At 39.3% G+C, this 25,693-nt stretch carries 29 protein-coding genes and 5 tRNA genes; 22 read left to right on the forward strand and 12 right to left on the reverse strand.

Annotation, left to right across the window (positions count from 1 at the left end; genetic code table 11):
- Positions 1-72: 72 nt before the first annotated feature.
- Positions 73-396 (forward strand): zinc ribbon domain-containing protein YjdM, encoded by a 324-nt coding sequence (locus tag G7062_RS05365; protein ID WP_166064902.1) that lies wholly within the window; start codon positions 73-75, stop codon positions 394-396.
- Positions 397-488: 92 nt separating this feature from the next.
- On the forward strand, positions 489-1,274 hold the full coding sequence (locus G7062_RS05370; RefSeq protein ID WP_166064903.1) for a hypothetical protein: 786 nt from the start codon (positions 489-491) through the stop codon (positions 1,272-1,274).
- A 51-nt stretch (positions 1,275-1,325) separates the two neighbouring features.
- Here the strand turns inward: G7062_RS05370 and G7062_RS05375 are convergent, their stop codons facing one another.
- On the reverse strand, positions 1,326-2,039 hold the full coding sequence (locus G7062_RS05375; protein ID WP_166064904.1) for a glucosamine-6-phosphate deaminase: 714 nt from the start codon (positions 2,037-2,039) through the stop codon (positions 1,326-1,328).
- A 167-nt stretch (positions 2,040-2,206) separates the two neighbouring features.
- On the opposite strand from G7062_RS05375, the gene nagA reads away from it, so the two are divergent.
- Positions 2,207-3,361, forward strand: coding sequence for an N-acetylglucosamine-6-phosphate deacetylase (nagA, locus tag G7062_RS05380; RefSeq protein WP_166064905.1), 1,155 nt, complete (start codon positions 2,207-2,209; stop codon positions 3,359-3,361).
- A gap of 53 nt (positions 3,362-3,414) precedes the next feature.
- Here nagA and G7062_RS05385 read toward each other — a convergent pair whose 3' ends face one another.
- Together G7062_RS05385 and G7062_RS05390 are read right to left on the reverse strand one after the other, a co-directional pair.
- Positions 3,415-4,002 (reverse strand): ankyrin repeat domain-containing protein, encoded by a 588-nt coding sequence (locus tag G7062_RS05385; RefSeq protein WP_166064906.1) that lies wholly within the window; start codon positions 4,000-4,002, stop codon positions 3,415-3,417.
- A gap of 51 nt (positions 4,003-4,053) precedes the next feature.
- On the reverse strand, positions 4,054-6,366 hold the full coding sequence (locus G7062_RS05390; RefSeq protein ID WP_166064907.1) for an HAD-IC family P-type ATPase: 2,313 nt from the start codon (positions 6,364-6,366) through the stop codon (positions 4,054-4,056).
- An 83-nt stretch (positions 6,367-6,449) separates the two neighbouring features.
- Here G7062_RS05390 and G7062_RS05395 point away from each other — a divergent pair, with 83 nt between their 5' ends.
- From G7062_RS05395 to G7062_RS05415, 5 genes are all read left to right on the forward strand, one after another.
- A complete protein-coding gene (locus tag G7062_RS05395; protein ID WP_166064908.1) occupies positions 6,450-7,505 on the forward strand; it encodes an FAD-binding oxidoreductase in 1,056 nt (351 codons plus the stop codon).
- Between the two features lie 120 nt (positions 7,506-7,625).
- A complete protein-coding gene (locus G7062_RS05400) occupies positions 7,626-7,985 on the forward strand; it encodes a VOC family protein (RefSeq protein ID WP_166064909.1) in 360 nt (119 codons plus the stop codon).
- A complete protein-coding gene (locus G7062_RS05405; protein WP_166064910.1) occupies positions 7,966-8,451 on the forward strand; it encodes a hypothetical protein in 486 nt (161 codons plus the stop codon). The genes G7062_RS05400 and G7062_RS05405 overlap by 20 nt, the downstream gene beginning before the upstream one ends.
- A 95-nt stretch (positions 8,452-8,546) precedes the next feature.
- Positions 8,547-9,278 (forward strand): LytTR family DNA-binding domain-containing protein, encoded by a 732-nt coding sequence (locus G7062_RS05410; protein ID WP_166064911.1) that lies wholly within the window; start codon positions 8,547-8,549, stop codon positions 9,276-9,278.
- Complete coding sequence (locus G7062_RS05415; protein ID WP_240915988.1) at positions 9,278-10,624, forward strand: sensor histidine kinase; 1,347 nt, start codon at positions 9,278-9,280, stop codon at positions 10,622-10,624. Before G7062_RS05410 ends, G7062_RS05415 begins: the two co-directional genes overlap by 1 nt.
- On the opposite strand, the gene G7062_RS05420 is transcribed toward G7062_RS05415, so the two are convergent.
- Complete coding sequence (locus G7062_RS05420; protein ID WP_240915989.1) at positions 10,602-10,856, reverse strand: hypothetical protein; 255 nt, start codon at positions 10,854-10,856, stop codon at positions 10,602-10,604. The two genes, G7062_RS05415 and G7062_RS05420, sit on opposite strands and share 23 nt — an antisense overlap.
- 125 nt (positions 10,857-10,981) lie before the next feature.
- On the opposite strand from G7062_RS05420, the gene G7062_RS05425 reads away from it, so the two are divergent.
- Positions 10,982-11,569, forward strand: coding sequence for a LexA family transcriptional regulator (locus G7062_RS05425; RefSeq protein ID WP_166064912.1), 588 nt, complete (start codon positions 10,982-10,984; stop codon positions 11,567-11,569).
- On the opposite strand, the gene G7062_RS05430 is transcribed toward G7062_RS05425, so the two are convergent.
- On the reverse strand, positions 11,566-12,357 hold the full coding sequence (locus G7062_RS05430) for a magnesium transporter CorA family protein (RefSeq protein ID WP_166064913.1): 792 nt from the start codon (positions 12,355-12,357) through the stop codon (positions 11,566-11,568). The two genes, G7062_RS05425 and G7062_RS05430, sit on opposite strands and share 4 nt — an antisense overlap.
- A gap of 87 nt (positions 12,358-12,444) precedes the next feature.
- Between G7062_RS05430 and G7062_RS05435 the strand changes: the two genes are divergently transcribed.
- From G7062_RS05435 to G7062_RS05465, 8 genes are all read left to right on the forward strand, one after another.
- Complete coding sequence (locus G7062_RS05435; RefSeq protein WP_166064914.1) at positions 12,445-13,119, forward strand: response regulator transcription factor; 675 nt, start codon at positions 12,445-12,447, stop codon at positions 13,117-13,119.
- Positions 13,109-14,113, forward strand: coding sequence for a sensor histidine kinase (locus G7062_RS05440; RefSeq protein WP_166064915.1), 1,005 nt, complete (start codon positions 13,109-13,111; stop codon positions 14,111-14,113). Before G7062_RS05435 ends, G7062_RS05440 begins: the two co-directional genes overlap by 11 nt.
- Before the next feature lie 11 nt (positions 14,114-14,124).
- Positions 14,125-16,065 (forward strand): FtsX-like permease family protein, encoded by a 1,941-nt coding sequence (locus tag G7062_RS05445; RefSeq protein ID WP_166064916.1) that lies wholly within the window; start codon positions 14,125-14,127, stop codon positions 16,063-16,065.
- A 10-nt stretch (positions 16,066-16,075) separates the two neighbouring features.
- Complete coding sequence (locus G7062_RS05450; RefSeq protein WP_166064917.1) at positions 16,076-16,843, forward strand: ABC transporter ATP-binding protein; 768 nt, start codon at positions 16,076-16,078, stop codon at positions 16,841-16,843.
- A gap of 164 nt (positions 16,844-17,007) precedes the next feature.
- Positions 17,008-17,130, forward strand: a complete 123-nt coding sequence (locus G7062_RS11535; protein WP_256370774.1) for a hypothetical protein — start codon at positions 17,008-17,010, stop codon at positions 17,128-17,130.
- A 98-nt stretch (positions 17,131-17,228) separates the two neighbouring features.
- Complete coding sequence (locus tag G7062_RS05455; protein ID WP_166064918.1) at positions 17,229-17,996, forward strand: ABC transporter ATP-binding protein; 768 nt, start codon at positions 17,229-17,231, stop codon at positions 17,994-17,996.
- Positions 17,986-20,007 carry an ABC transporter permease gene (locus tag G7062_RS05460; RefSeq protein ID WP_166064919.1) on the forward strand — a complete coding sequence of 674 codons (2,022 nt, stop codon included), beginning with the start codon at positions 17,986-17,988 and terminating at the stop codon, positions 20,005-20,007. The genes G7062_RS05455 and G7062_RS05460 overlap by 11 nt, the downstream gene beginning before the upstream one ends.
- Before the next feature lie 38 nt (positions 20,008-20,045).
- On the forward strand, positions 20,046-20,432 hold the full coding sequence (locus tag G7062_RS05465; RefSeq protein ID WP_166064920.1) for an effector binding domain-containing protein: 387 nt from the start codon (positions 20,046-20,048) through the stop codon (positions 20,430-20,432).
- A gap of 13 nt (positions 20,433-20,445) precedes the next feature.
- Here the strand turns inward: G7062_RS05465 and G7062_RS05470 are convergent, their stop codons facing one another.
- The 7 genes from G7062_RS05470 to G7062_RS05500 form a co-directional block, all read right to left on the reverse strand.
- Entirely contained in the window at positions 20,446-21,168 is a 723-nt protein-coding gene (locus tag G7062_RS05470) for a hypothetical protein (protein WP_166064921.1), read from the reverse strand.
- A 96-nt stretch (positions 21,169-21,264) separates the two neighbouring features.
- Positions 21,265-21,338 (reverse strand) — tRNA-Gly (locus tag G7062_RS05475).
- Between the two features lie 8 nt (positions 21,339-21,346).
- Positions 21,347-21,422: transfer RNA gene (locus tag G7062_RS05480), tRNA-Asp, on the reverse strand.
- Positions 21,423-21,530: 108 nt separating this feature from the next.
- Positions 21,531-21,881 carry a DUF4440 domain-containing protein gene (locus tag G7062_RS05485; protein ID WP_166064922.1) on the reverse strand — a complete coding sequence of 117 codons (351 nt, stop codon included), beginning with the start codon at positions 21,879-21,881 and terminating at the stop codon, positions 21,531-21,533.
- Positions 21,882-21,932: 51 nt separating this feature from the next.
- A tRNA-Gly gene (locus G7062_RS05490) sits at positions 21,933-22,006 on the reverse strand.
- Between the two features lie 8 nt (positions 22,007-22,014).
- Positions 22,015-22,090, reverse strand: a tRNA-Asp gene (locus G7062_RS05495).
- Positions 22,091-22,102: 12 nt separating this feature from the next.
- Positions 22,103-22,193 (reverse strand) — tRNA-Ser (locus G7062_RS05500).
- Between the two features lie 133 nt (positions 22,194-22,326).
- On the opposite strand from G7062_RS05500, the gene G7062_RS05505 reads away from it, so the two are divergent.
- From G7062_RS05505 to rpsG, 5 genes are all read left to right on the forward strand, one after another.
- The gene (locus G7062_RS05505; protein ID WP_166064923.1) at positions 22,327-22,818 is read left to right on the forward strand and encodes a thermonuclease family protein; all 492 of its coding nucleotides are present in this window, start codon (positions 22,327-22,329) and stop codon (positions 22,816-22,818) included.
- Between the two features lie 15 nt (positions 22,819-22,833).
- A complete protein-coding gene (gene ytvI, locus G7062_RS05510; RefSeq protein ID WP_240915924.1) occupies positions 22,834-23,943 on the forward strand; it encodes a sporulation integral membrane protein YtvI in 1,110 nt (369 codons plus the stop codon).
- Positions 23,944-24,019: 76 nt separating this feature from the next.
- Positions 24,020-24,538 (forward strand): hypothetical protein, encoded by a 519-nt coding sequence (locus G7062_RS05515; RefSeq protein ID WP_166064924.1) that lies wholly within the window; start codon positions 24,020-24,022, stop codon positions 24,536-24,538.
- A 206-nt stretch (positions 24,539-24,744) separates the two neighbouring features.
- A complete protein-coding gene (gene rpsL / locus G7062_RS05520) occupies positions 24,745-25,161 on the forward strand; it encodes a 30S ribosomal protein S12 (RefSeq protein WP_166064925.1) in 417 nt (138 codons plus the stop codon).
- Positions 25,162-25,191: 30 nt separating this feature from the next.
- Positions 25,192-25,662, forward strand: coding sequence for a 30S ribosomal protein S7 (gene rpsG, locus G7062_RS05525; RefSeq protein ID WP_166064926.1), 471 nt, complete (start codon positions 25,192-25,194; stop codon positions 25,660-25,662).
- Positions 25,663-25,693: the final 31 nt, after the last annotated feature.

The raw sequence follows: 25,693 nt of genomic DNA on the forward strand, positions 1-25,693 counted from the left end.
AACAGGGACAAACTTGTCAAATCATCAACATCATGTATACTTAAAGGACAACAATAAAGGAGATGGATAACGATGAGTTTACCAAATTGTCCAAAATGTGATTCTGAATACACATACGAAGATCGCGAATTATATGTCTGCCCTGAATGTGCTCATGAATGGAATGAGCTGTCAGAGGCTGCAAATCAAATAAAGGATGCGCATGGAACAGTACTCGCTGATGGGGATGATATTATTGTCATTAAAGACCTTAAGGTTAAAGGCAGCTCAAATCCATTAAAGCAAGGTACCAAAGTTAAGAACATTAAACTTGTTGAAGGTGATCATAATATCGATTGTCGTATTGATGGGTTTGGAAGCATGAGTTTGAAATCAGAGTTTGTGAAGAAGGCATAGCCTTCTTTTTTTATAACATCTAACCAACCTTTGATGACACTTTCATGTATTTTATGTGAAATTTGGTATGCTAAGCATGCAAGGAGATTAAGATGAAAAAATTAACAGTATTATTTTTACTCACATTACTTGTGATAACAGGATGCGGAAGCAGTCGCCCAACAGATGCAGATCGTGCGCTTTACCGTGAGGCGGTCGCAAACATTCAAGATACCACGGCAATCCATATGGATGTACGTTTTACAGCAAACTACATGGTTGATGGTCAGAAAGATGAAGAAGAGTCGATGGAATTCATGATGTCGATTATTGATTCAGATATAAACAGCAAAGACTTATCAACGAAAACATTTGTAATGAGTTCAACAGCTGAGGACTTTGATTACGAAATGACCATGAACTTTAAAGACAATAACCTATATTTGGATTTTATGGGAGTGAAGTTAATACAACCAATGGATGACGACATACTGCCAGGATATGACATTCAAGATATTCTTGGATATCAGAATTTTGTTGATATGTTTGATGACAGTGATGATGCACTTGCTGCAATGGTCGTTAACAGAAGAGAAAACGGCATTGACTTTGAACTCAAGACAAAGAAAATGTTGGAAACACTTATAAACGCATTCTTACAAGATGAAGCATACGATGAATTTTCGTTGCGAGTTAAGAATCCGCAATTTACGATTCGTGTGAGCAATGAAGGTGTATTTGATGGATTCTTTGGATCAATTGAACTTTTGGATGATTCATCAAAAACTGACTCATTTCAAGTTGACGTTGATATCGATTTTGTAGCAACAAATGATGCTGTGAAGTTTGTAACGCCGAAATGGGATGACTATATTGATGCATCAAAACTTGGAGCCTGACATTGTCAGGTTTTTTTGCGTAAAAAAAGGATGCGCAAGCATCCTGTGTTTCTATTTATTCGTAAGTTTTGCTGCTGCTTTCTCATCGGCAATGACGATGACGTCAGCGTGATTTTGTAATGCACTTGCAGGGCAATCAGTTGATGGTGCTACTTCAAGCATCGCGTGAATTGCATCGGCTTTCTTTTCTCCATATGCAAATAAGATAATTTTCTTAGCGGACATAATGGATTTGATTCCCATTGAGTATGCATAACGGGGAACATCATCGATTGATGCGAAGTTACGGGCATTGGCTTCGATTGTGCTTTCAGTTAATGATACTTTTTCTGTTAATGAATCAAATGATGCACCTGGTTCGTTGAAACCAATGTGGCCATTTTCTCCAATTCCTAGAATCTGGACATCAATTGGGTTTTCAGCAATGATTGCATTGTAACGGGCACATTCTTTTGCTGCGTCTGTTTCCAATCCGTTTGGTAAGTAATTTGCTTTGAATGGTTTTTTGCTGAAAAAATGCTCATTCATAAAGTAATGGTAGCTTTGGTCATGATCTGCTCCAATACCGATATACTCGTCAAGGTTGATTGAGACTACATTTGTAAAGTCTAAATCACTTGCGGTAATGCGATCGTATAGGGAAATAGGTGTGCTTCCGGTAGCCAAACCAAAAACATTCAAACGTCCATTTTCTAATTCTTCGCGAATAATATTATAACCAAGTTCTGCTCCCTCTTGATTATCTTTAACTACAAATAATTTCATTATGAGTATCCTCTTACTTTCCCTAATATTATAGACTACTACTGAATAAAATCAAATCAATTAATGCAAATGGTTGCCTAATAAATGCAAACAGCAAAGTAAATGTCTTGTGCCATGTTGGAGGATAAGTGATATAATTTAAAGGTAATGACGAGGAGGCGTATGTTATGTTAATAACGAACGGACGAATTTATTTAGAAGACCGTGTCATTGAGAACGGTTTTGTACGCATTGAGGGTGATAAGATTGTTGCCTTAGGAGAAATGACAAGTGCTCCATCATATGATGGTGAAATTTTAGATGCTAAGGGAAACAATGTGTTACCTGGATTTATTGATCAGCATATTCATGGTGCGAATGGTGCGGACCACATGGACGCAACCGAAGATGCTTTATCAAATATTGCACACTTCTTACCAAAAGAAGGAACAACATCGTATCTTGCAACAACGATGACGCAATCAATTGAAGCAGTTTCAAAATCACTTGAGGCCATTGCTGACTATGCGGATAATAACAATGGTCCTGGACAAGCAGAAATTGTGGGAATTCATCTTGAAGGACCCTTTATTTCTGTAAAACATATTGGTGCGCAAAATCCAAAGTTTGTATTAAAGCCAACTAAGAAAGACTTCGATACGTTCTGGGATGCAGCTGCAGGTAAAATCAAATTGATTACCTATGCACCTGAAGAAGCAGAACCAGGATTCACAGATTACCTACGTACTAAAGGTGTAATTCCTTCAGCGGGGCACACCGATGCTGATTATCAACAAATCGTTGATGAAGTAGAACATGGACTTTCAAACCTAACGCATTTCCATAATGCGATGAAGCCTCACCATCACCGCGAACCCGGTGCTGTAACGGCAGGATTTGTTCGACCAGAACTTAAGGCTGAACTTATTGTTGATGGTATTCACCTTCATCCTGCTGTTGTTAAGGCAACATATGAAATTAAGGGTGTTGACAATGTCATTGCCATCACCGATGCCATGCGTGCTAAAGGGTTGCCAGATGGCAAATATGACCTTGGTGGACAAGAGGTTACGAAAATTGGAAAAGAGTGCCGTATTGCCTCAGGATCACTTGCTGGTTCTGTAGCTGAAATGGACTTCGTTGTTCGTAACTTTAAAAACTTCACAGGTGCTCCAATGCATGATATCGTGAAGATCTCCTCAGAAAATGCTGCCAAACATTTAGAAATTTTTGGTCGCAAAGGAAGTATTGCAATCGGTAAAGATGCTGACGTTGTAATTGTTGATAATGACATCAACGTCCAAACTACGGTTTGCCGTGGTGTTATTGGATACCAAAAATAATTAAAGAAGACATCCGAAAGGATGTCTTTTTGCTAAAAAAAAGATGACGTGAGTCATCTTGGAAAATAAGTTAATACCGCGTTATTTGTGAACATCTGACGGACAGACTTACGATTGCTTGTTTCTTCACGTAGGCTTGCACCATTTTGAATCAAGAGCTTAAAGATAGCTCTTAAATCATCTTCAAATGCTTCATCAACAATACCAAGATCAATGTTTAAGGCATCCAACACAGCACGCATAATCGGTAAGTTACCGTATGAGTCTTGTCGATGAATGTCTGCACCTTGATCAAACATTTCTTGTAAGAGTCTTAAATAGTCATTGAATAAGACACCATCGTTTTTTGGTCCATCAATTTCTGGACGTGGAAAACGTGATGCATTCATTGCTTGTTGTATTGCGACATGCAATATGGGAAGTTCCCAATTCTCAACCACACCTGGAACGTTGAAGTTTAAATTGTCTTTGTGTTCGACAAGGATGCGTGCAACGGATATATTATTGTTCTGTAAGGCAATTTGCAAGAGTGAATGATGGTTTACATCTGTATCACTAGCTGATAACGAGAAACCTGACATCATTAAACTTTCAACGATATCGGGCTTATTTTCTATTACTGCTTGAAGTAATTGCTCCAAAAATGCCAATCCTCCCTTTCATACCAATTGTAGCATAGAAAGGGGATTCTATCAATTTCGTTGGTCACGTATGTGTTGTATTTTAACAACTGTTCGGCGTATTATTTCAACTAAAGGAATGCAACATCCGATAATGACTGCCAAAATAACAAGGTGACTTGTCGTGAAGTTCACAATTTCTAAAAGTGGGAAGGCAATCAGTGTTGCAATTGCAAAACCAATGATGTCAACAATAAGAATGATCGTACGATATTTGTTTAGTGGTTTGAAAATGCGATACAGCATGTAGAACGATAAGAAGGCATTCACAAAAAAGTTAAGTGATTGAATATCTCCAGAGTTTAGATGGAGCGGTTTACGGAATATAATCAGTGCGAGCCACATGATAATGATCGCTAAAGCATTTGGGAAGGCATATTGCATGACGTGTTGGATTACGGTTTTTGTAGGTTTGTTGTGGTTGACCTCAAACATAATCAAGAAAGAAGGGAGCCCACCAATAAAGATATTTGTAAGCGTAACTTGCAATGGTATAAAAGGAAAACTTACATTTAAAAGAATTGCGAAAATTGCGATAAATATGGTCAAAATAGTCCTTAGATAGAACATGGATGCTGAACGGGTAATGTTATTGATGACTTGCCGTCCTTCTTTAACAACATCAACCAAAGTTGTGAGTTTTCCATCCATAATGACAATTTGACTGATGTTTAAAGCAGCATCACTTCCTTCGCCCAAAGCGATTGATACGTCTGCACGCTTGAGGGCCATGACATCATTAATACCATCACCAGTCATTGCAACACGGTTTTTATTTTCTTGGAGTATCTCCATAAAATCAAGTTTCTGCTGCGGCGTAGCCCGACCAATGACATTGGTTTGCATGATGGCATCCGCCATTGATTCAGGGGTTGTGAGTGTTGTTGCGTCTATCGGTGAGGTGGATACATCCACGCCAGCACGCTTCGCAATCGCCCCCACCGTAACGATGTTATCGCCCGAGATGATCTTAATGGCAACGCCATTATCTTGAAAATACGTAATGGCTTCCTTTGCATCAGGGCGCAAGGGATCTTCGATGGCAACGAAGGCCATTGCTTCAAGTTGGGGAAGCATGTGGTCTTTTGCTATCGGAGTATCACTCAGTGCTGCACAGAGTATCCGTGCACCGTTATTTTGGAAATCTTGAATTTTCGCACTCAGTTTGTGGCTTGGAAGTAAAATATCGGGAGCTCCGATGATAAACGTGTGGCCATTTGAGAAATTAATGGCTCCCCATTTTCGCGATGATGCGAAAGGGATTATTGAATCAAAAGGCAAACTTTGGTCGGAACGGTATTCATTACGCAGGGCAAGCATTGTCGCATTGTTATCAGAAGAGGCATGTATGTATGCGGACACGTAGGTTTCAAATTGCGGATGGAGGTGTTCAACATGCATAACTTCCATTTGCCCTTGTGTAAGTGTTCCGGTCTTATCGAGACATAAAACATCGATTTGTGACAACGTTTCAATTGCATAAAGGTCTTGTACAAGTGATTTGCGTGCGCCCAGTTTTAATACAGCACTCATCAGAGTTAGTGTTGTGAGAAGGACAAGTCCTTGTGGAAGCATTCCTAAGAGTGCGGAAGCTGTATTAACAACCGATTGATACAGTGTTTCATGGCGGAACAATAAGCTTTGTGTCATAAGCAGTGCACCAATTGGAATGATAAAGTAACTGGTTAGTTTGGTAACAGATGTGAACGTATTGAGCAAGTCACTCGAGATAACCCGTTCGGTTTTGACGCTTTGAGTAACCTTTGATGCATAGTTGTCATTTCCAACGTGGGTGACTTTAGCAAAACATGTGCCACTTATAACAAACGAACCAGAAAGCAGGACATCTCCTGGTTGCTTATCGATTGGATCTATTTCGCCCGTTAGTAAAGATTCGTTCACCTCTACAAACCCGGAAATAATACTGCTATCACAACTAATTTGGTTGCCTGCTTCAAAGCAAACAATGTCATCCAGCACGATATGTTCGTTTTCGATAGCAATAAGGGAGTCGTCACGAACAACCTTGGTGTGCGGTGTAATGAGAATATTTAACTTTTGAACTAAATTTCGTGAACGAATTTCTTGAACGATGAAGATCGCAGTGTTTGAGATTATAACACCCATGAAAAGAATGCTAGAATAAGCACCAACAAGAATAAGTGCAATCGCAATTACAAGGTTAAAGAGATTAAAAAGAGTGCAGATATTGTTGCGAATAATTTCGCCATTGGTTTTGATGTCTGGTTTTGGGAGCGTGTTGATAGCGCCTTGATTGATGCGTTGTTGTACGTCTTGTTGTGTCAGTCCTTTAGGTAAATGCATGATGAACTCCTATTCATTTTATTTATTATCGCTCAAACTTGGCTTTGTGTACAGTAAACTCTATAATATAATCAGGTGATATTATGAAAAAAGTAGCAATTATTGGTGGTGGCATTGTGGGTGCGACGTGCGCATTCTATCTTTCACAAAGTGGACATGATGTCGTTTTATATGATGGTGATAAGGCACAGGCAACCCGTGCGGCCGTGGGGATCATTTGCCCATGGGTGAGCCAACGCCGCAATATGGCGTGGTACGAACTTGCGCGTGATGGGGCTGATTTTTATCAAAAGCTGATTCGTGATATTCCCAATCAGACATTTTATCAGCAAAATGGTACATTAATTACACATGAACGTTTGTTGCCACGTCTGTATGAACTGGCCAAACAACGCAGTTTGGAATCGCCCATAATTGGCGTGCCACAGTTAGTTTATGGTGATGCAATTGCGAGCATGATGCCAAGTTCCTTAAATTGTGAGGAGGGTTTATTCATTCCGGGCGGTGCCCAAATTGACGGTGCACTGCTTGTGGATACGCTGTTGGACGCTTGTCAACAACTCACACTTGTGAAACGCAACGTCGTTATAGTTGATGGTAAGATTGAAGGACAATCTTTTGATCATATTGTCGTTGCTTCAGGGGCGTGGATTAATGAGGTATGTGGCGACATGTTTGCAGTTTATCCTCAGAAAGGGCAACTCTTGGAAATGAGCGAGGGTGTCACCAAGGATGGTAATTATCCTGTATTTATGCCACAAGGTGAACTGGATATCTTGTTTGGTGCCGACGGAAAAGTTGTTATCGGCGCCTCTCATGAGAATGATAAAGGTTTTGATGTAACTCGCGATTTCAGGGTCGAAGAAAGATTACTTGCTGAAGCTAAAGTATGGATGCCATCGTTGCAACAAAATGAAATCAGTGGTTATCGGGTTGGTACTCGGGCGTATACTCGTGATTTTACGCCTTTCTACGGTCCACTGGATGCATCACAGCATATTTATGTTGCCAGTGGGTTGGGCTCTTCAGGATTAACAACCGGACCCATCATTGGCTATCGCATTGCGCAAAGTATTGCCGGGGAGCCTATCGATTTTTCAAAATTGAATCCCACCCAATATCTTAAGACTAACATTTGAAAGGTGTTGCATGGCGAAAAGTATTTGTGCAAAGTTGAACAAATAATGAAAAATAATGGTACGGTCATGGTATATACAGATTTGAGGTTGAAAGTGTATAATATCAAAAAGGGGAACCGTATGAAACTAAACAATATAATGCTATATTATGATGATTTGGATAGCGTCATTCCATTTTGGGTTGATATCCTTGGATTTACGCTGGAGTCTGATGTCGTTGAGGGCATCCGCCGTATCGAAATTACAGTTAATGATGGGGTTAATTTGGTATTCTTTATGAAGGATGACATTCGCGTGGTCAGTCCTGAAGTACCTCTGACTACACCATCGCTCATGTTTTTTTCCATTGATTTGGAAAAAGACCATCTCCATCTGCAATCAAATGGAATTTTAGTCGGTGATATTGTTACTCATGGCAATCAAAAAGTATTTAATTTTAGGGATTTAGAGGAGAACTATTTTGCAATCACATCACAGTAGACCAACACCCAGTGTTTTTACTCATGTTGCAACAGGTGTGCAGCACGCTGTTACACTTTATGGAACTTCATTTGTGACATCGCTTAAAGAAGATCATCACAACCATGTTGTGATGCATCAACGTAATGCATACGTTCAAGAGCTAAGGAATCGTGGGATTGATTTCAAAGATATCTACCTTGTTCAAGTCTATCCCGATGGTGACTTTGATGATGCAACAATGTTTACCAACATCGTTGCAATTGCAAATCCTGATGGTGGTGATATCCCATTTACACTTACAGGATGTTTCTATGAATTTACAATCCAAGGTGAAGAAACACATATTGATTTAGCCTATCTTGAAGTCGCGCGATGGATCGATATCCATGATGTTAAGACAAGTCGATGTTACGATGTTGAACGTTGGAGTTATGATAATAATGAATTGATACAACTGGATATCATGATTCGTTGTGATGATTAGAATCGCTTCCAAACACATGAATTTGCGGTGAAAAGTTGGTAGTGGTAATTTGGGTTATACCCGTGTTATAATTAGAGATAGATTGAGGTGGTGGAATGATTAATATTTATCTATGTGATGATGATCAAGACATAATTGATCAGTATCGATATCTCATTAAACGTTATGCGATGTCGCGTTCTTTAGATATTAATCTTGAAGTATTTTATCGCGGAGAGGAATTACTCTTTCATCTAGAAGATCATTTGGGGAGTCCAGATATTATCTTTATGGATATCTTTATGGACGATATGAATGGTATCGAAACGGCAAGGCGCCTTCGTGATATGGGGATTAATGCACAAATTGTATTTTTAACGACATCTTCAGACTTTGTGTTTGAAGCTTTTGATGTCCGCTCATTTAATTACTTAATTAAACAAGATACCGATGAAGAACGATTTAGGGAAGTTTTAAGTAAGGTGATTACACACGTAGAAAAACGTGCACCCGATTTCTTTGATTGCTCTTTTGGTGCTGAGTCACGCCGTATTCCTTATAAGGATATTACGCACTTCGAAATTTATCGCCGTGTTATGAGAGTTCATTATAATGGTGATGAGTATTTCGACTTCTATGAAACAATGGATAATCTTGCTGTATCGCTCGAGGAAAAAGGATTTGTGCGCGTGCACCGTTCCTTCCTTGTTAATTTGCGTCATATTGTATTGTTTAAGAATCAAGCGATTCGTTTAACAAGTGAAATTGAATTGCCATTAGGGAAGGCATACCAGGTCCAAGTTAAAGAAGCCTTTAACGAGTTTGTTTCAGAAAACTGGAGCGAATAATGTTGTACTGGGTCTTAATTGCGACATCCACAATAGCATTGTATTTTTATACCTATTTATCCGTGTACTTTATGAGCGACTTTGCTTCGCTTCGTAAACACGGATATTTTACGTTAGCACTGTCAATGATTCTCAACTCTTTGTTGATTGTTTGGTCGCGTCATTATCATCTTGAATTGTATCGAACGTTCTTAAGTATGCTGATCATCATGTGGTTTACATTCCGATTCTCTTTAACGTTAAATCCATTGGAAGTGAGTTTCGCTGCCGTACGTCATGTGTTTTATTTCTTTGCTGTCAGATCACTTGTAATGTCATTGTTTTCGTTTCTTACAAACATTCCCATGCAAACAATTGATGCTGACTCTATGTTATATACAATTGTTTTTCAAATCTCGATTTTACTGGCTATTGTTGTTTTGGTTTTCTTAAAGAATAAGGTTCTTACCACAGAACGCCTGCGTAAGTTGCTTGATAATCGCAGTCAATTGCTGTTTGTTGTTGTTATGAAGTATTCATTGGGATCATTCCTCATGTTTACTGCATATGGTGCAAAATACATGGGGAACAGTACATGGTATGCACTGATGCAATTTGTAACCAGCCTTCTCGTAATTGGCGTTGCGGCGTTGTCGGTTGGAAACTCGCTGAAGATTTCTGAAATGATGCAATATGAAAAACAAACAGTTGCACTTCAGAAACAATTGGATTTACAAGTAAGCCACTACAAGTCGTATCAAAAATACACCGAAAGCTTCCGAGAATTCAAACATGACTATAAAAAGATGTTATCAAACATTAATGCGCTTTTGCGCAACAATGAATATCAAAAAGCCATCCGCTTGTTGGATGACATGGGTGTTCATTTAACGAAAGGTGTTGCAGCCCATCGTGAATACTCAAACGATGTATTTCTTGATGCGATTCTTCAAGCCTTCGCAAATCAATGCGAGTCAAACCATATCAACTTTAAAGGTATTGTATACTGGAATGAATCCATTCAGGTTGAAGAGTTAAAAGTTGTTCGAATCTTTAATAACTTACTTGAAAATGCGTTTGATGCTGTGATGCTCTTGCCAGAGGGACAACGCAGTATTGCCATGCGCTCCAATCTTCGCGATCATTGGTTGGATGTTGAAATTATAAACAGTTATAATGGGGAACTCAAAGATGGCTTTGCTAGTACAAAATCACAATCAAAACAAAGCCGTGGATTGGGTGTGAAAATTGTCAATGAGACGATGGCAGACATTGGTGGTATTGTTAATTGGAATCCAGAAACATCATTTTTCAAAGTGCGCTTGAGCTTTCCGCGGACGATGTCTAAGGATGATAACTCTCTATAAACCAACGTGTGCGTTCGTAAAAAAGATTGCGGACATTGTTTTGAATGCGACACTGATACAAGATTCCTGCTCCGCCTACTTGAGAGGCGGATTTTTTAATTTGTAGGACACGGTCAATTTGATACTTTTTACCATCAAACAAAATAAAGAGTGGCATAATTTCTCCTTGCTCATTAAAATGAACCACAACTTGGATATATTTCTTGTACAGTCTCATCTCTTTGGCAGACATTCTCATCACCTCGTATGATGATTATAGCGATTGTTGTTGCGTAAATCAATTCATTTACGCAACATTTAAGTGAAATTTGATTAATAATTGCATTTTTTGTATAATTAGTGAAAAGAGGTGAGCATATGACACTCCAAGAACTGGTAGCAATTTTTCGTGAACGTAATGGTCTTTCACTTGAAGAAGTTGGGGATGCGGTTGGCGTTAGTAAATCAACGGTTTCGCGTTGGGAATCGGGTGCAATCAAGAAAATTTCGAAAGAGAACCAACAGCGATTGTCTGAAGTGTTTTCAATCGATGTTGGTGAATATCTTGATTACTATTTCTTCAAGCCGGTTTTGGGTGTTGTAAAGGCAGGTTATGACTTGTTAGCAGACCAGCATATTGAAGCTTATGAACAGGTTTCAAAACAAGATTATGATCGCGGAGACTATTTCTTGCGTGTTAAGGGAGATTCAATGATTGGATCGCGCATCTATGATGGCGACTTGATTTTCGTGAAACGCGTTACGGATGTTGAAAGTGGGGATATTGCCGTAGTTCTCATTAACGGTGATGAAGCGACCGTAAAAAAAGTTGTCAAAAAAGACAACTTACTTATTTTGGAAGCTAGCAATCCTGATTATGAGACGCGCTATTATAATGCAAAGGATGTTGCAATGATTCCGATTCAAATCATTGGTAAGGTGCTGAATGTTCGCGTGACATTCTAAAAGAAGTCTTTACGATACAGATAGGCAACCGTCGCAATGGTTAACAACGTACTGATTACAAAAACAATGGCCAAAGAATAGGGATGATCTTGAAACGGTAAGTCAATATTCATTCCATAAAAGCTCGTAATAAGCGTTGGAATGGAAAGTACCAATGTGATTGATGTCAGACGTTTCATGGTGATATTTAACTTGTTAGAAAATAAGGAATCCGAAACACTTACAATGGATTCGATTATTTGTTGATACATTTCGATATTTTGGTCAAGCTGGTTAATTTCAATGCGAATATTTGCATATTCCGATGCATTCTCATCGGACCACAGATGGGATGGTTTCTGGTCTCTTATATATGCGGTAACATCACCAATGGCATTGATGGCAGTTTGATATTGAATGAGTTGGCGATTGATACTGAAAAGATGGCGTATATTTTCTTTTGTGATACCCCGATCCATCAGTTCTTCATAATGATTCAATTCAGCGTTGATGTACTTAATCAATGTTTCATAATTTCGCAGTGTTTGTATAATTAAATCGGTAAACGAGTACGCATCGGTATCATCGTTTAAAAGTACGCTCGTGTGCGCATACAAATTATACGTTTCACCATCTGTTGCGACACACACAGGATGGATATTTTTAGGCCCACTGGGGTAATTTAATATAATATAGGTTAATGCTTCAAGGTGACGAATGTGCGCAAGTTCAGCGCGGTCACGCAGTGATTGGATAACATAGGCAGGAAGCGGCAAGTTATTGGCGTCTTCGTAAGTGATAATGTTCATGAGAAACCTCCGGTGTATTCATTATATCATGTTGGTAGTGAAAGTTGTTTTTGGTGTATAATGAAACAAGAAATAGGGAGGTAAGCGATGTATCGAATTATGATAATTGAAGACAATGACAAGATTCGTAACGAATTGAGCACATTTCTTCAGAAAAACGGTTATACCACATTACTCGTAACGGAGTTTCACAATGTTATCGAGACATACCAAGCCAATGATGTTGATTGCATCCTCTTAGACTTGTCTTTGCCTGTTGTAGATGGCTATTATCTTGCTAAGGAAATTCGCAAACTCAGTGATGTTCCAATTATTGTTGTAACAAGTCGCGATAATACAATGGATGAATTGATGTCGATGAATCTTGGTGCAGATGATTTCATCACCAAACCATACAATCTGCAAATTTTATTAGCACGTTTGCAATCTGTTTTGCGTCGTGCCTATGAGAAAGCTGATATGCAAGTAATCACAATCCGTGGTGTTGAATTGGACATTCCAAGAGGAATTGTTCGTTTTCAAGGTACAGAACAAGAACTCACAAAAAATGAACTGCGTATTCTTTCATACCTGATTCAAAATAAAAATACGATTGTATCACGCCAAGATCTGATGCAGTATTTATGGAATACGGATTGGTTTGTTGATGATAATACACTGACTGTAAATATCAACCGCCTTCGTAAGAAATTAGAAGAAATAGGGATTGATGATTTTATTGAAACAAAACGCGGTATGGGGTACACAATCAATGAGAATTAGAGATTATCTTGCTGACAAGCGGTATCTCATTCTCGTAGCACTGTTTCTGAGTGTCTTTTTGCTTTTCTTTTTGAGTGTGCTTAAGATTCAGTGGGAAGTGACTGTTATGGTGTTGCTTTCATTATGGATTGCGACAGGTACACCGTTGGTTGTGGAATTTTCACGACGTAGAAGCTTTTATAACGAGCTTCTCGCTAATTTGGAAGCACTGGACCAAAAGTATCTTATTACGGAAATGATACCAGATCCTACTTTTCTTGATGGTATGGTATTGGTCGAAGTCTTGAATGATACCAATAAATCCATGGCCGATTTTGTGAGAACCTACAAGAGCAGTCAAGATGACTATCTGAGTTATCTTGAACTGTGGATTCATGAGGTCAAAACACCATTGGCAGCGATAGACTTAATTGCAAGTAATCATCGTGGCTTAGAAATGAATGCAATCTTGGAAGAAAGTGCGCGTATTCAAAATTATCTAGAGCAGGTACTTTTCTATGCACGTTCATCATCTGTAGAAAAAGATTACATTGTTCAAAAAATTGACTTGGGCATGCACATTCGTAATGTTGTTAAAGAACTGTCCCCGATTTTCATTCAGAAGAAAGTGAGTCTGGATATGGACGGAATCGATCGCGACGTTTACAGTGATGCAAAATGGTTGGAGTTTATAATTAAACAAATACTCGATAACGCGTTAAAGTATGTAGAAGCGGATACGGGCTCTATCGAAGTTAAGTGCTTTGAGCAAGCACAAAATATTGTTTTAACGATTCAAGACAATGGACCAGGAATTCCTGCTCAAGACATTCGACGTGTTTTTGAACGTGGGTTTACCGGACAGTTGGGCCGCAATCACAAACAGGCAACGGGCATGGGGTTGTATTTGGTCAAGACATTAGGAGATAAACTGTACATGAATATATCGATTGCTTCAGATAGTGGGACAACCGTTACGCTTACATTTCCAAAGTCTGATATGATGTTCCGTTAACAGGAGATATGATGAGTTTTAGGATAGCATTACAAAATGTTCGCAAAAGTTATCGCGACTATCTTATTTACTTTGTGACACTGACATTTTCAGTGGCGCTTTTCTATGTCTTTGGGTCCGTAGATTATCAACTGCAACTGCTTGATGTTTCTTCGTTTGCAGATATGACATCATCCGGATTGCAAGCGATGATGCTTATTTTTTCGGTATTGATTGTGATTATCTTTTACTTTTTGATTCGCTATGCCAATAATTTTCTGATTCGCCGCCGCAACAAAGAGTTCGCAACATACCTCATTCTTGGAATGCCTCAGAAAACCATGGGCATGATTCTTGTCATGGAAACCTTAATCATCGGGGTCTTATCGCTGGTCTCGGGGATTATCGTTGGAATTATCATGTCGCAAGTGACCAGTGTATTTACTGCATTCATTCTAAGCAGTGATATTAATTACAAGTTTATCTACTCCGCATTCTCAATGCGATACACGGTATTCTGTTTTGCGCTTATCTTTTTATTCATCAGCTATGGTAATATTCGAAAGATTCGCAAACTCAATTTAATTAATATCATGAATTCAGGACGCGAAAATCAAACAGTAACGCGTATTAATGTGTTTTTTGGCTTTGTGACACTTGTGATTGCCATCGCATTATTAGTGCTTGCTTATGTGTGGGTTTTACAACCATACCAACTGTTACTTGGTTTTCCACTGATTGTTCTTTTAGGAACCTTGGCAACATTATTGTTGTTCTATTCAATTGCCTATATATTTATGAATGTTATGACATGGTTTAAACGATCGTATTATTGGGAACTGAATATGTTTACATTTCGTCAGTTGGGATCACGGGTTAAAACAACCTATACGATGATGACATTCATCAGTGTCATCATGCTCTTTGCCTTGGTGCTTATCGTCACAGGGATAAATTTAAACCGATCGATTTTTGCCTCTGTTGACGTGAATACACCCTATGATTATTCAATAATTCTTGAAGACGATACTGTATTAAAAGACTTTGTAAACCAAAACAAAGCATCCATAGCAACAAATATGACATACACCTATTATAAGACGGGGCTTACCAATGAAGATTTGACGGTTTCTGAAGGCATCAATATTCTGGGTGAAGTCTATGTTATGAAACTCTCGGACTACAATCGTGTGCGTGCGCATTTTTCACAACCGTCACTTACATTGGATGCGAACCACGCTTTGTTTGATGTAACCTCACAAGATACGATTATGTTTGTTTATACACCCCTTGAAACAGTGTCGGGATCGCTTACCCTGGATTCACAGTTCTATCGCTTTTCGTCACCCAAGGCATCCCCGGTGCTCTTGATGAATAGTGGTCCCATCGATTATTTCTTCATTATCAATGATGATGAACTTGAGCGTATGCTATTTGATGGGTATCTTCACGAACCACGCTACGTTACAAACCTTGTGGTTAAAGAGGGTCAGGACATTGAACATAAAATAAGTGAGCATATCAAGTCCAATGATTATATTCAATTTCTCAGTAAGCATGATGTCGTGGGGACAATGGATGAGACACGCGTTATCATTACATACATTACACTCTACCTTGGGATGGTATTTCTCGTAAGTGCGATGGTGGTTCAGTCACTTCACTCACTTTCAGATGCCCACGACAGTAAACGCCGTTATACGATTTTGTATAATATTGGAGTGGATCAATCAGAAGTGAATCGCTCCATTCGCACACAAACACTGATATATTTCTTATTGCCGATGGGGCTTGCGCTCATTCACACCTATGTTGGGATTCAAGCAGTTAAACTAAATGTTGAGCGTATCAGCTTTGCGAGTTTTTCCCTTGTACCAACCCTCATAACATTGGGTATCGTAGTCATCTTTTACTCAGTTTTCTATTATTTTGTGTATCTAAACATCAAACGCATTGTGCGTCAACATCGCTAGGAGGTGCATCATGACTCGTGTATTAGACGTAATCGATATTGAAAAATATTATGGTAAACGCGGAAACATTACGAAAGCCTTAGATGGTGTTTCGTTTACGGTCGAAACCGGAGAGTTTATTGGGATAATGGGCCCAAGTGGGTCGGGAAAGACGACACTTTTAAATTGTGTAACAAGCATTGACCAAGTAACAAGTGGTCATGTACGCTTGGGTGGGGTTGAGATTACATCCTTAAAAAGAGAAGCACTGCAAGCATTTCGAAGAGAGTCATTGGGATTTATATTTCAAGACTTTAATCTCTTGGATACGCTTACTGCTTATGAAAACATCGCGCTTCCGCTTACAATTCAAAAAGTACCTCACAAGGAAATCAATCAACGTGTCAGCGAAATCGTGCAACGTTTGGATATTGCCGACACTCTGGAAAAGTACCCATACCAACTTTCGGGTGGACAGCAACAAAGGGTGGCCTCGGCACGCGCATTGGTAGGGAAGCCCCAGTTAATCGTTGCGGATGAGCCGACGGGGTCTCTTGATTCAAAAGCCAGTCGCGAATTGCTTGAGACATTAACCTCACTGAATCACGTGAATCAAGTGACAATAATGATGGTGACTCACGATGCTTATAGTGCGAGTTATGCCAATCGTATTCTTTTTATCAAGGATGGCAAACTCTTTAGTGAATTGTACCGTGGAACGCAAAGTCGAAATCAGTTTTTTGATCAAATAATGGACGTTGTTACCTTGCTGGGTGGCGAAACGGATGCCTCACGATAGTGAGGTTTTTTTTATGTGACAAGGATGTAAGTTTGATGTAAGAAGATTCGATGGTTGCTTTTTGTGAGAAAACGTATACTGGTATTACAGAGGAGGTACCATCAATGAATCACGAAACATTACATTTAAATTCAGAGGCATGCGGGCCTCAAGGGAGAAAAATTATGAAAAAGAATAACGAACAAAAAATAAAATCAATTTTGGATATTGCACAACCCGAAACGATGGACGAGGCATTATATGTTGAATTTATCAATGCTTTGGCACTGATGCAGTCAGGTCGTTAATGAATGTGACATTTCTGTAAGGGAAGTGTAAGTCTAAGCCATGGCGTGAGCAGCGCTGGGGGCGTATGATGAATCTATTAAAAAAAAGGAGTATATCTATGACAGCAGTATTACAAGTTAGAAATATCGAAAAATATTATGGCAAACGGGGAAACGTCACCAAAGCATTGGACGGTGTCTCGTTTGATATTGAACAAGGTGAGTTTGTTGGGATAATGGGTCCCAGTGGATCGGGAAAAACAACGTTGCTTAATTGTGTATCGACAATCGATCGGCTGACAAGTGGTAGCATTGAGGTTAATGGAACCAATACCACGAAACTAAAGAAAGATGCTTTGCAGCAATTTCGTCGCGAAGAACTGGGGTTTATCTTCCAAGACTTTAACCTTTTGGACACTTTAACAGCCTATGAAAACATTGCGTTGGCACTAACAATTCAAAAAGTTAACCACAAAGAAATTGCTAATCGCGTCAATGCAGTAGCGGAATTATTGGACATTAATGATCATTTATCGAAGTTTCCCTATCAAATGTCTGGGGGACAACAACAACGTGTAGCCAGTGCAAGAGCATTAATTACAAATCCAAGTCTTATTTTGGCAGATGAGCCAACAGGAGCGCTTGATTCAAAAGCAAGCCGTATGTTGCTTGAAAAAATGCAAGAACTCAATCAACAATCCAATGCAACCATTATGATGGTTACCCATGATGCCTTTACAGCAAGTTATGCGAAGCGCATTTTATTTATCAAAGATGGTAAAGTATTTAATGAACTCATTCGAGGAAATCAAAGTCGCCGAGAATTTTTTGATCAAATCATTGATGTCGTAACATTACTTGGAGGCGACACATCAAATGTACTATAAACTTGCTTTTCGGAATGTTCGTAAAAGTTATAAAGACTTTTCGATCTATTTCATCACATTAACATTCTCGGTAGCACTATTTTATATATTTAATTCATTTGAACAACAAGCAGCAATTTTAGATATGAGCGAAGGGCAGGGAACGATGGTTCAAGCACTCGTGACGATTATGGATGTAATGTCGGTAATTGTGGCGGCAGTATTTGGATTCTTAATTCTCTATGCAAACAATTTCCTTATTAAGCGTCGAAAAAAAGAAATGGGATTGTATACGTTATTGGGGATGCCACGTCGTAAAATTTCCCTGATTCTTATTTTAGAAACTGTATACATTGGTTTTGCGGCGCTATTGTTTGGGTTGATTGTAGGATACTTTGGTTCACATCTTACATCATTACTAACAGCTCGTTTATTAGCAGTATCAGCAAACTTTGGTTTCGTCTTTTCACTACAAGCCACACTGAAAACAATTTTGATTTTTGGTGCTGTATTTATTATCGTGCTCATCTTCAATCGAATGACACTTAATGGCTATGAACTGATAGATTTATTACGCGCTGAACGTAAGAACGAAGAACCTGGTGCCAAGCATCTGTGGGTCTCTGTCCTGGTATTCTTATTGGGATCAGGTATCCTTGGGGGAGCATATGTATGGGCCTTGCAGCCGACACAATTGCTCTTAAATCTCTTGCCAATTATTGGTTTGGGAGCGCTTGGAACGTTTATGATTTTCAAATCCTTCGCAGGATTTATGTTGAAATTTATGCAGACAAACAAAGGTCACTACTACAAAGGGCTTAATATGTTTGTATTCCGCCAAGTAGGTGCAAAGATTAATTCAACCTACCGTATGATGGCAACAGTTAGCTTGATGTTGTTGTTTGCATTGGGAACCCTGATTACTGGTTTTAATCTCAACACTGTGATGGCGGAAGAAATTGAGAGTCAAACAGCATTTGACTATACTTTGAGTGTTCATGGTCAAAATCTTAACAAGGAGATTGATACCTATATGGCATGGTTTGATCGCCCTGAAGTCGAACACGTGAGTGCATCGACCATTTATCGTGGCGAACAAACGTTTGCAGATTTGGAAGCAATCATAGATACCCAATCGGAAACATATCAACGCTATGCAACAATGCCGTTGGGTATCATGTCACTCGGTGATTTCAACTCGCTTCGAACACGACAAGGGCTCAGTAGCGTTACTCTATCTGAGCATTCAATTGCACTAAACATGCAAATGAATGGGATGTCGGGAATCAATGAGCAAATTGGTGACTTCATTCATTATGGCGTGCCTGTATCACTATTTAATGAAACATATACAGTTCAGGATGTCGATCGAACAGCGGTTAAATTTGAAAATGGCTACTTTACAATGCCGATTATCATCGTAAATGACAATGAGTTATTGGATGCAATCAACGCAGGCCATGTAGAAACAAAAACACTCTTGTTGAATGCTGATTTGGTGAGTGATATCGATGGTGTCGCATTTGCAAGAAGTCTGGAGAACAATTACCAACATGAAGAAGATCGCTATGCAATCTATAACAGTGTAGCTGCAGATGATATTATTGAAAGCTCACGAGGTATGGAGTTAATCTTAACGTATGTTTCATTGTACCTTGGTTCGGTGTTCTTGGTGACCAGTGTTGTCATCCTCGCGCTTCAACAGCTTTCTGAGGCAAGTGACAACCAAAAACGATACAATGTGCTTTCGAAGATTGGTGTCAGCGACCGCATGGTTCGTCATTCAATCTTCGCTCAGAATGCCCTGTATTTCTTTATTCCTTTACTTATTGGATTGATTCATACTTACGTTGGTGTGACGGCAGTAAACTTGAATTTAAAACTTGCAATGATGAGCCCAACCAGCGTAAAGCCAGCTTTAATGACACTTGGATTTGTCTTGGCGGTGTATCTACTCTATTTCGTCGTAACTTATGTTGGAAGCAAGTCAATTATTCTTGGTAAGAATGATAGAAATACTGCCACAGAATAGCGCGTGCATGGTACACTGTTAGTAATAAGGAGACATGTATGAATCTATATTTACTTGAAACTGTGCGCACTAACAATTTTACGGATCCCGAAATGGTATCCAAGATTACGGGACTATGGCAATCACTACAAACACTTGAACCCCCTTTGGAGGGCAATGTTTATGGGGTTTACTCAGATTATGAGAGTGATTATAAAGGGGACTACTCCTTTGCAATTGCGACGACTGAACCTCGCTCACAAATGTCAATCCCGATATTTGCAGGCATGAACTATACCAAGTTTGCAGTAGAAACAGATGTTGCTGCAACGTGGGCATTTATTTGGGATCTTGAAGAATCGGGGGAACTTCATCGTGCTTATACGGTCGATTTTGAATCCTATCAACCCGATGGTAGTGTCGTAATTTATATTGCCATTCAATAAGAAAAAAAGTGAACTACACATCGTGTGGTTCACTTTCTGTTTGATAGCCTTCAGTATAGGGGAGGAAATGATCTAAACCCAGCAAATGAATAAAGTAATCAATACCCTGACCAAAGAATAAACGAAGGTTTGGGTTTTCGTTGTTGTATTTAACAGCAATGAGTTCTTTTGGATTGATCAATTCATGACTGATATCATACCGCAGTTGTGCAATAAGCAGTGATGCCAGCGCGTTTGTTTCATAACGCACCCAGTCAACTGTATAATTGATATCTTCTTTCGCAAGTTCCAATAAGTCTTCGTATTGTTGGCTCATTAATGTTGAACCATAGATCGCTTTTTGAAGATAAATGGTTGTTTGAACCGATTGTTCGGCACCGTATGCTGTAACAAAGGACATCGTTTCATTGAATGTTTCTTGACCGTTATCAGTATTGAAATAGGTGTGAAATATCAGGGTATCAAAATCGGTATTGTAATACGCGTAGGTAAACTTTTGTAACACGATTCTCAAGGCCTTATCTTTTTCAAGTTTATTTTGTTGTTCGATTTGCTTGCGTTGGTTTTCTTTAATCTTGCGAAGTTCGTTGCGCTGGGATTGCTGATTTCCATAGTAAGAGCTAATATAACCAAACACCGTACTCAAGAGCACGCCGGTAAGCCCGATAAGTGATGCAACGACAGCAGGTTGTTCCCACCATTGAATAACATCGGCTGCGATCCATATTGTGAACATAAAATCACCATCCTCTAATACAATGAGTATATCACAAACCTGTGTGCAGAATATAGAAAAACCACACGCGAAGTGTGGCTTGAAGTATATATTTATTGGAGCAGGTGAGGGGAATTGAACCCCCGCCTCAACCTTGGCAAGGTCGTGTTCTACCATTGAACTACACCTGCAAAAGAAATGGCGGTCCAGACGGGAATCGAACCCGCGATCTCCTACGTGACAGGCAGGCATGTTAACCGCTACACCACTGGACCATTTCTACTTTTGCTGCGCTTTCTTAGCGCTTATAAAGAATACCATAGGTCTACCGATAAGGCAATACTAAAATGCATAAAAGTTAGAAAAAATAGTAGAAAATTGAATTAGATGAAATTCGTTGGTGTTCCTTGGTGAAAGACCAGTTTGAGATTGCTGTCAAATTGCTTCCAAATTGATGTGCGCAAGACGTGTTGGCCATTTGTTGCATCAATTGTGGTGTAGTTTACCATGTACACATCATCGCTTAATGTCTTGACTGTGAAGTCAATGATGCTTAAGGGGCGGTTTGCTGTCTCTGTACACAGCGCATTGACGACGATGTCGCGATTATAGATGGCACCACTGGCTGCATATTCTATAAAGTCTTCCGATATGCGTTGTGTTGTGTTTTCGGCGCAACTGATGAATTCAAAATCGAGGAAATCAAGTTCGTATTGTTTTAGTTTATGTATCATTGTGTTCTCCTGTATATAAAAAAACCACCGAAGTGGCTTGATGTATTTGCTTGGAGCAGGTGAGGGGAATTGAACCCCCGCCTCAACCTTGGCAAGGTCGTGTTCTACCATTGAACTACACCTGCAAAAGAAATGGCGGTCCAGACGGGAATCGAACCCGCGATCTCCTACGTGACAGGCAGGCATGTTAACCGCTACACCACTGGACCGTTTAAATATAATGGCGGAGATGGAGAGATTTGAACTCTCGCGCCAGTCACCCGGCCTATACCCTTAGCAGGGGCACCTCTTCAGCCACTTGAGTACATCTCCACATATTGGTAAATCCGCATTCCTTGATTGCTAATACATACTATCACAAGATATTCAGTAAGGCAATACTCTTTTAGAAAAAATAATGATGTTTTTAGGTGTGGCGGCGCATGAGATAGGTTATAATAAAACTATGAAAAATAAACACTATCGAAAATTACCTGTATATCAGCAACTGTTGATAATCATCATATTATTAATTCTTGCTTTTTTTATACAAAAATGGAATCAAATCCCCAAAGACGATGTGACCTTATCACGTTGTGTGGACGGGGATACCGCCGTCTTCAAGGTCAAGGGAACTGAAGAAAAGGTTCGGTTTATTGGTGTCGACACTCCAGAACTGACTTCTAATGATTATTATGCGAAAGAAGCAAGCGATTATACGTGCGAGCGCTTGAAATCTGGTACTATTAAACTTGAGTATGATTCAGCATCAGATGAGCGGGACAAATTTGGTCGTCTCATCGCGTGGGTTTATGTGGATGATGAACTGTTGCAACGGGAACTTGTAGCAGGTGGCTATGCCAAAGTTCGCTATATCTATGATGATTATATGTATGTTGACGAGTTGAACCGTCTGCAAAGGGATGCAAAAAAAAAGAAGTTGGGAATTTGGGAATAACACGGAGGATAGATAATGGAACAGAAGAAAAATTTTATTATTAATGTTGTATATTATGGAATCGTATTAGGAATTGTGGTCGCTGTAAGTATGTTCGCCATGAACTATCTGGCACCGTTTATTGTTGGTTTTATTATCGCATTTATTCTCAAACCAATTGTACAAAAATTGATCAAACATTTCGGAGATAATAAGTTAATCCGTGTGGGTGTCATTTTGCTTTTCTATATATTAATAGGGTTTATCATTTTCTGGTTGTTTATTGCAGGAATCTCAGCACTTCAAAATTTTGCGAAAACGCTCCCAGCGTTCTATGAAGCAACTTTAGTTCCGACGTTCAAGTCGATGGTTGATTTCATTGAGAAGTTCTTCAGTGATATGAATCCTGTGATGGCGCAAACTGTTGATCAGGTCATCAGTGGTGTTGCCGAGAGTATGAAGGGGATGGTGGGGAATATATCGACAGGTGTCATTACATTTATTACCAATGCGATTGCATCAGTGCCGAGCCTGCTTATCACTATCTTGATTGCCGTTATCTCATCATTCTTCTTTACACTCGATTACCAAAACATTGTTAACAATATTTTTGGAGTCATCCCTGACCGTTGGCAATCCTTGGTTATGGATGTTAAAAGTGGATTTATCGGAACAGTCGGTAAATACCTAAGAGCTTACGCTAAACTCATGTCACTGACCTTTGTTGAACTTTCGATCGGCTTCTTTATTATTGGTATTGGTAATCCTGTAGGTTTGGCATTCATCATTTCGATTGTAGACATCTTACCGGTACTTGGTACGGGAACCGTCATGATACCTTGGATTATCTTTGAGTTTGTGATGGGGAATATTAGCATGGGAATTTACCTGTTGATTCTCTATGTTGTCATTACCGTTGTTCGTAACATTCTTGAACCAAAAGTTGTTGGTGACCAAATTGGCTTGCATCCACTCGCGACGTTGGTATGTATCTTTGTCGGGATGCGTTTGGCTGGTATCGTTGGCTTGTTTGGGTTGCCAATCATGGTCACAATCATTAAGACACTTCACGATGAAGGGAAGATTACACTTTTCAAAAACTTGAAACCAAACAAAAGTGTAAAAAAAGACAGCGTTGAAGCATAACTTCATCTTGTAGATTTTTGAATTGAGTTAGAATTCTTGGTAGTATATATGTATTAATATAGAAAACGAGGTTCTCATGAGCAAATTTTTAGATCAAGCAAGATTGGCTATAATGGGTGTTATAGTTAGCGCAGTTCTAATGATGATATCGGACAACACTCTGGCGTTCGTTGGTGTGTTAATTCTTGTGCTATCCTTGTTTATGTTATTTCAAACACCGTACTGGAATCATAATCTCACACATGCCTCTAAGCTGTTGTCAGGACAACTCGTGATGTCACTTGTGGGCGGTGTGTTCTTGGTGTGGTTGAAAGATATGTCGCATAGCCAACTCTTGTTCAGTGTATTGTCGTTGGGAATTTCGCTTGTTTCATGTGCAATGATGTATACACTTTTTCTTGGTGCGGATAATCAGGCAGTGGTACAGGTGAAGTCGTTTGCAACCTTATTGATGTTGTTGATTCTTGTGTCTCGGATAATGTTTACCGTTTCGGGTGGAATTGTAGCTGATCTGTCAACATCGTACCTTACTGTCGTGTTTAATGGTTTGATTGTTTATGTTTATGTTAAGTTGTTGAATTCAATAAATCGTTAGGTACAAGGACCATAAGATTGGTTCTTTTTTTGTGAAGTTGATTTTAATGGGGTAAATTCTTTAATAGTATTGACAATGAGATTGGATATGGTAAAATATGAAGGCTTATGAGTTAATCTAGGGTTTCCTTGCGGAGACCTAATTAATATCAGGGTCGTGGCACACATGGAACTGTGTACACGTAAATTGAAGGAAGGAGACAATAAATGCCTACAATTAATCAGTTGATTACAAATGGTCGTACACGTCGTGTGTATAAATCAAAATCACCAGCACTAGGTCGTAGTTTGAATACGATTAAACGTCAAACAACAAAGGTAAACAGCCCACAAAAACGTGGAGTATGTACACGTGTTGGAACAATGACACCTAAGAAACCTAACTCAGCTTTACGTAAATATGCGCGTGTTCGTTTGAGTAATGGTATGGAAGTTACGGCTTATATTCCTGGAATTGGACACAACTTACAGGAACATAGTGTTGTATTGATTCGTGGAGGTCGTGTTAAAGACTTACCTGGGGTTCGTTACCACATCGTTCGTGGTACATTGGACTGTGCAGGAGTTACTGACCGTCGCCAAAGCCGTTCATTATACGGAACAAAAAAACCTAAAGCAGAATAATTTTACATCAAATTGAGAGGAGTGAATTAAATGCCAAGAAAAGGTGCAGTCCCTAAAAGAGACGTCGTTGCTGATCCAATTTATAATTCAAAATTAGTAACGCGTTTAATTAACAGAATCATGATTGATGGTAAAAAAGGTTTAGCACAATCAATTCTATATAACGCATTCGCGATTATTGAAGAAAAAACTGGACGTCAACCAATGGAAGTCTTCGAACAAGCGCTTGATAACGTATTGCCAGTATTAGAGCTTAAAGCTCGTCGTATGGGTGGTTCAAACATTCAAGTTCCTGTTGAAGTTACACAAGAGCGTCGTTTGACACTTGGATTACGTTGGATCGTTCAATACTCACGTACACGTGGAGAGAAATCAATGGAAGAACGCTTAGCTGCTGAAATCATCGATGCTTCAAACGGAACAGGTGCGTCAGTTAAGAAACGTGACGATGTTCACAAAATGGCGGATGCTAATAAAGCATTTGCAAATTACCGTTTCTAAGAATTAACAGCGAAAGGAGATTTGAAATCCT

Origin of the sequence: Erysipelothrix sp. HDW6C, assembly GCF_011299615.1 — a bacterium.
Classification (GTDB): domain Bacteria; phylum Bacillota_I; class Bacilli_A; order Erysipelotrichales; family Erysipelotrichaceae; genus Erysipelothrix.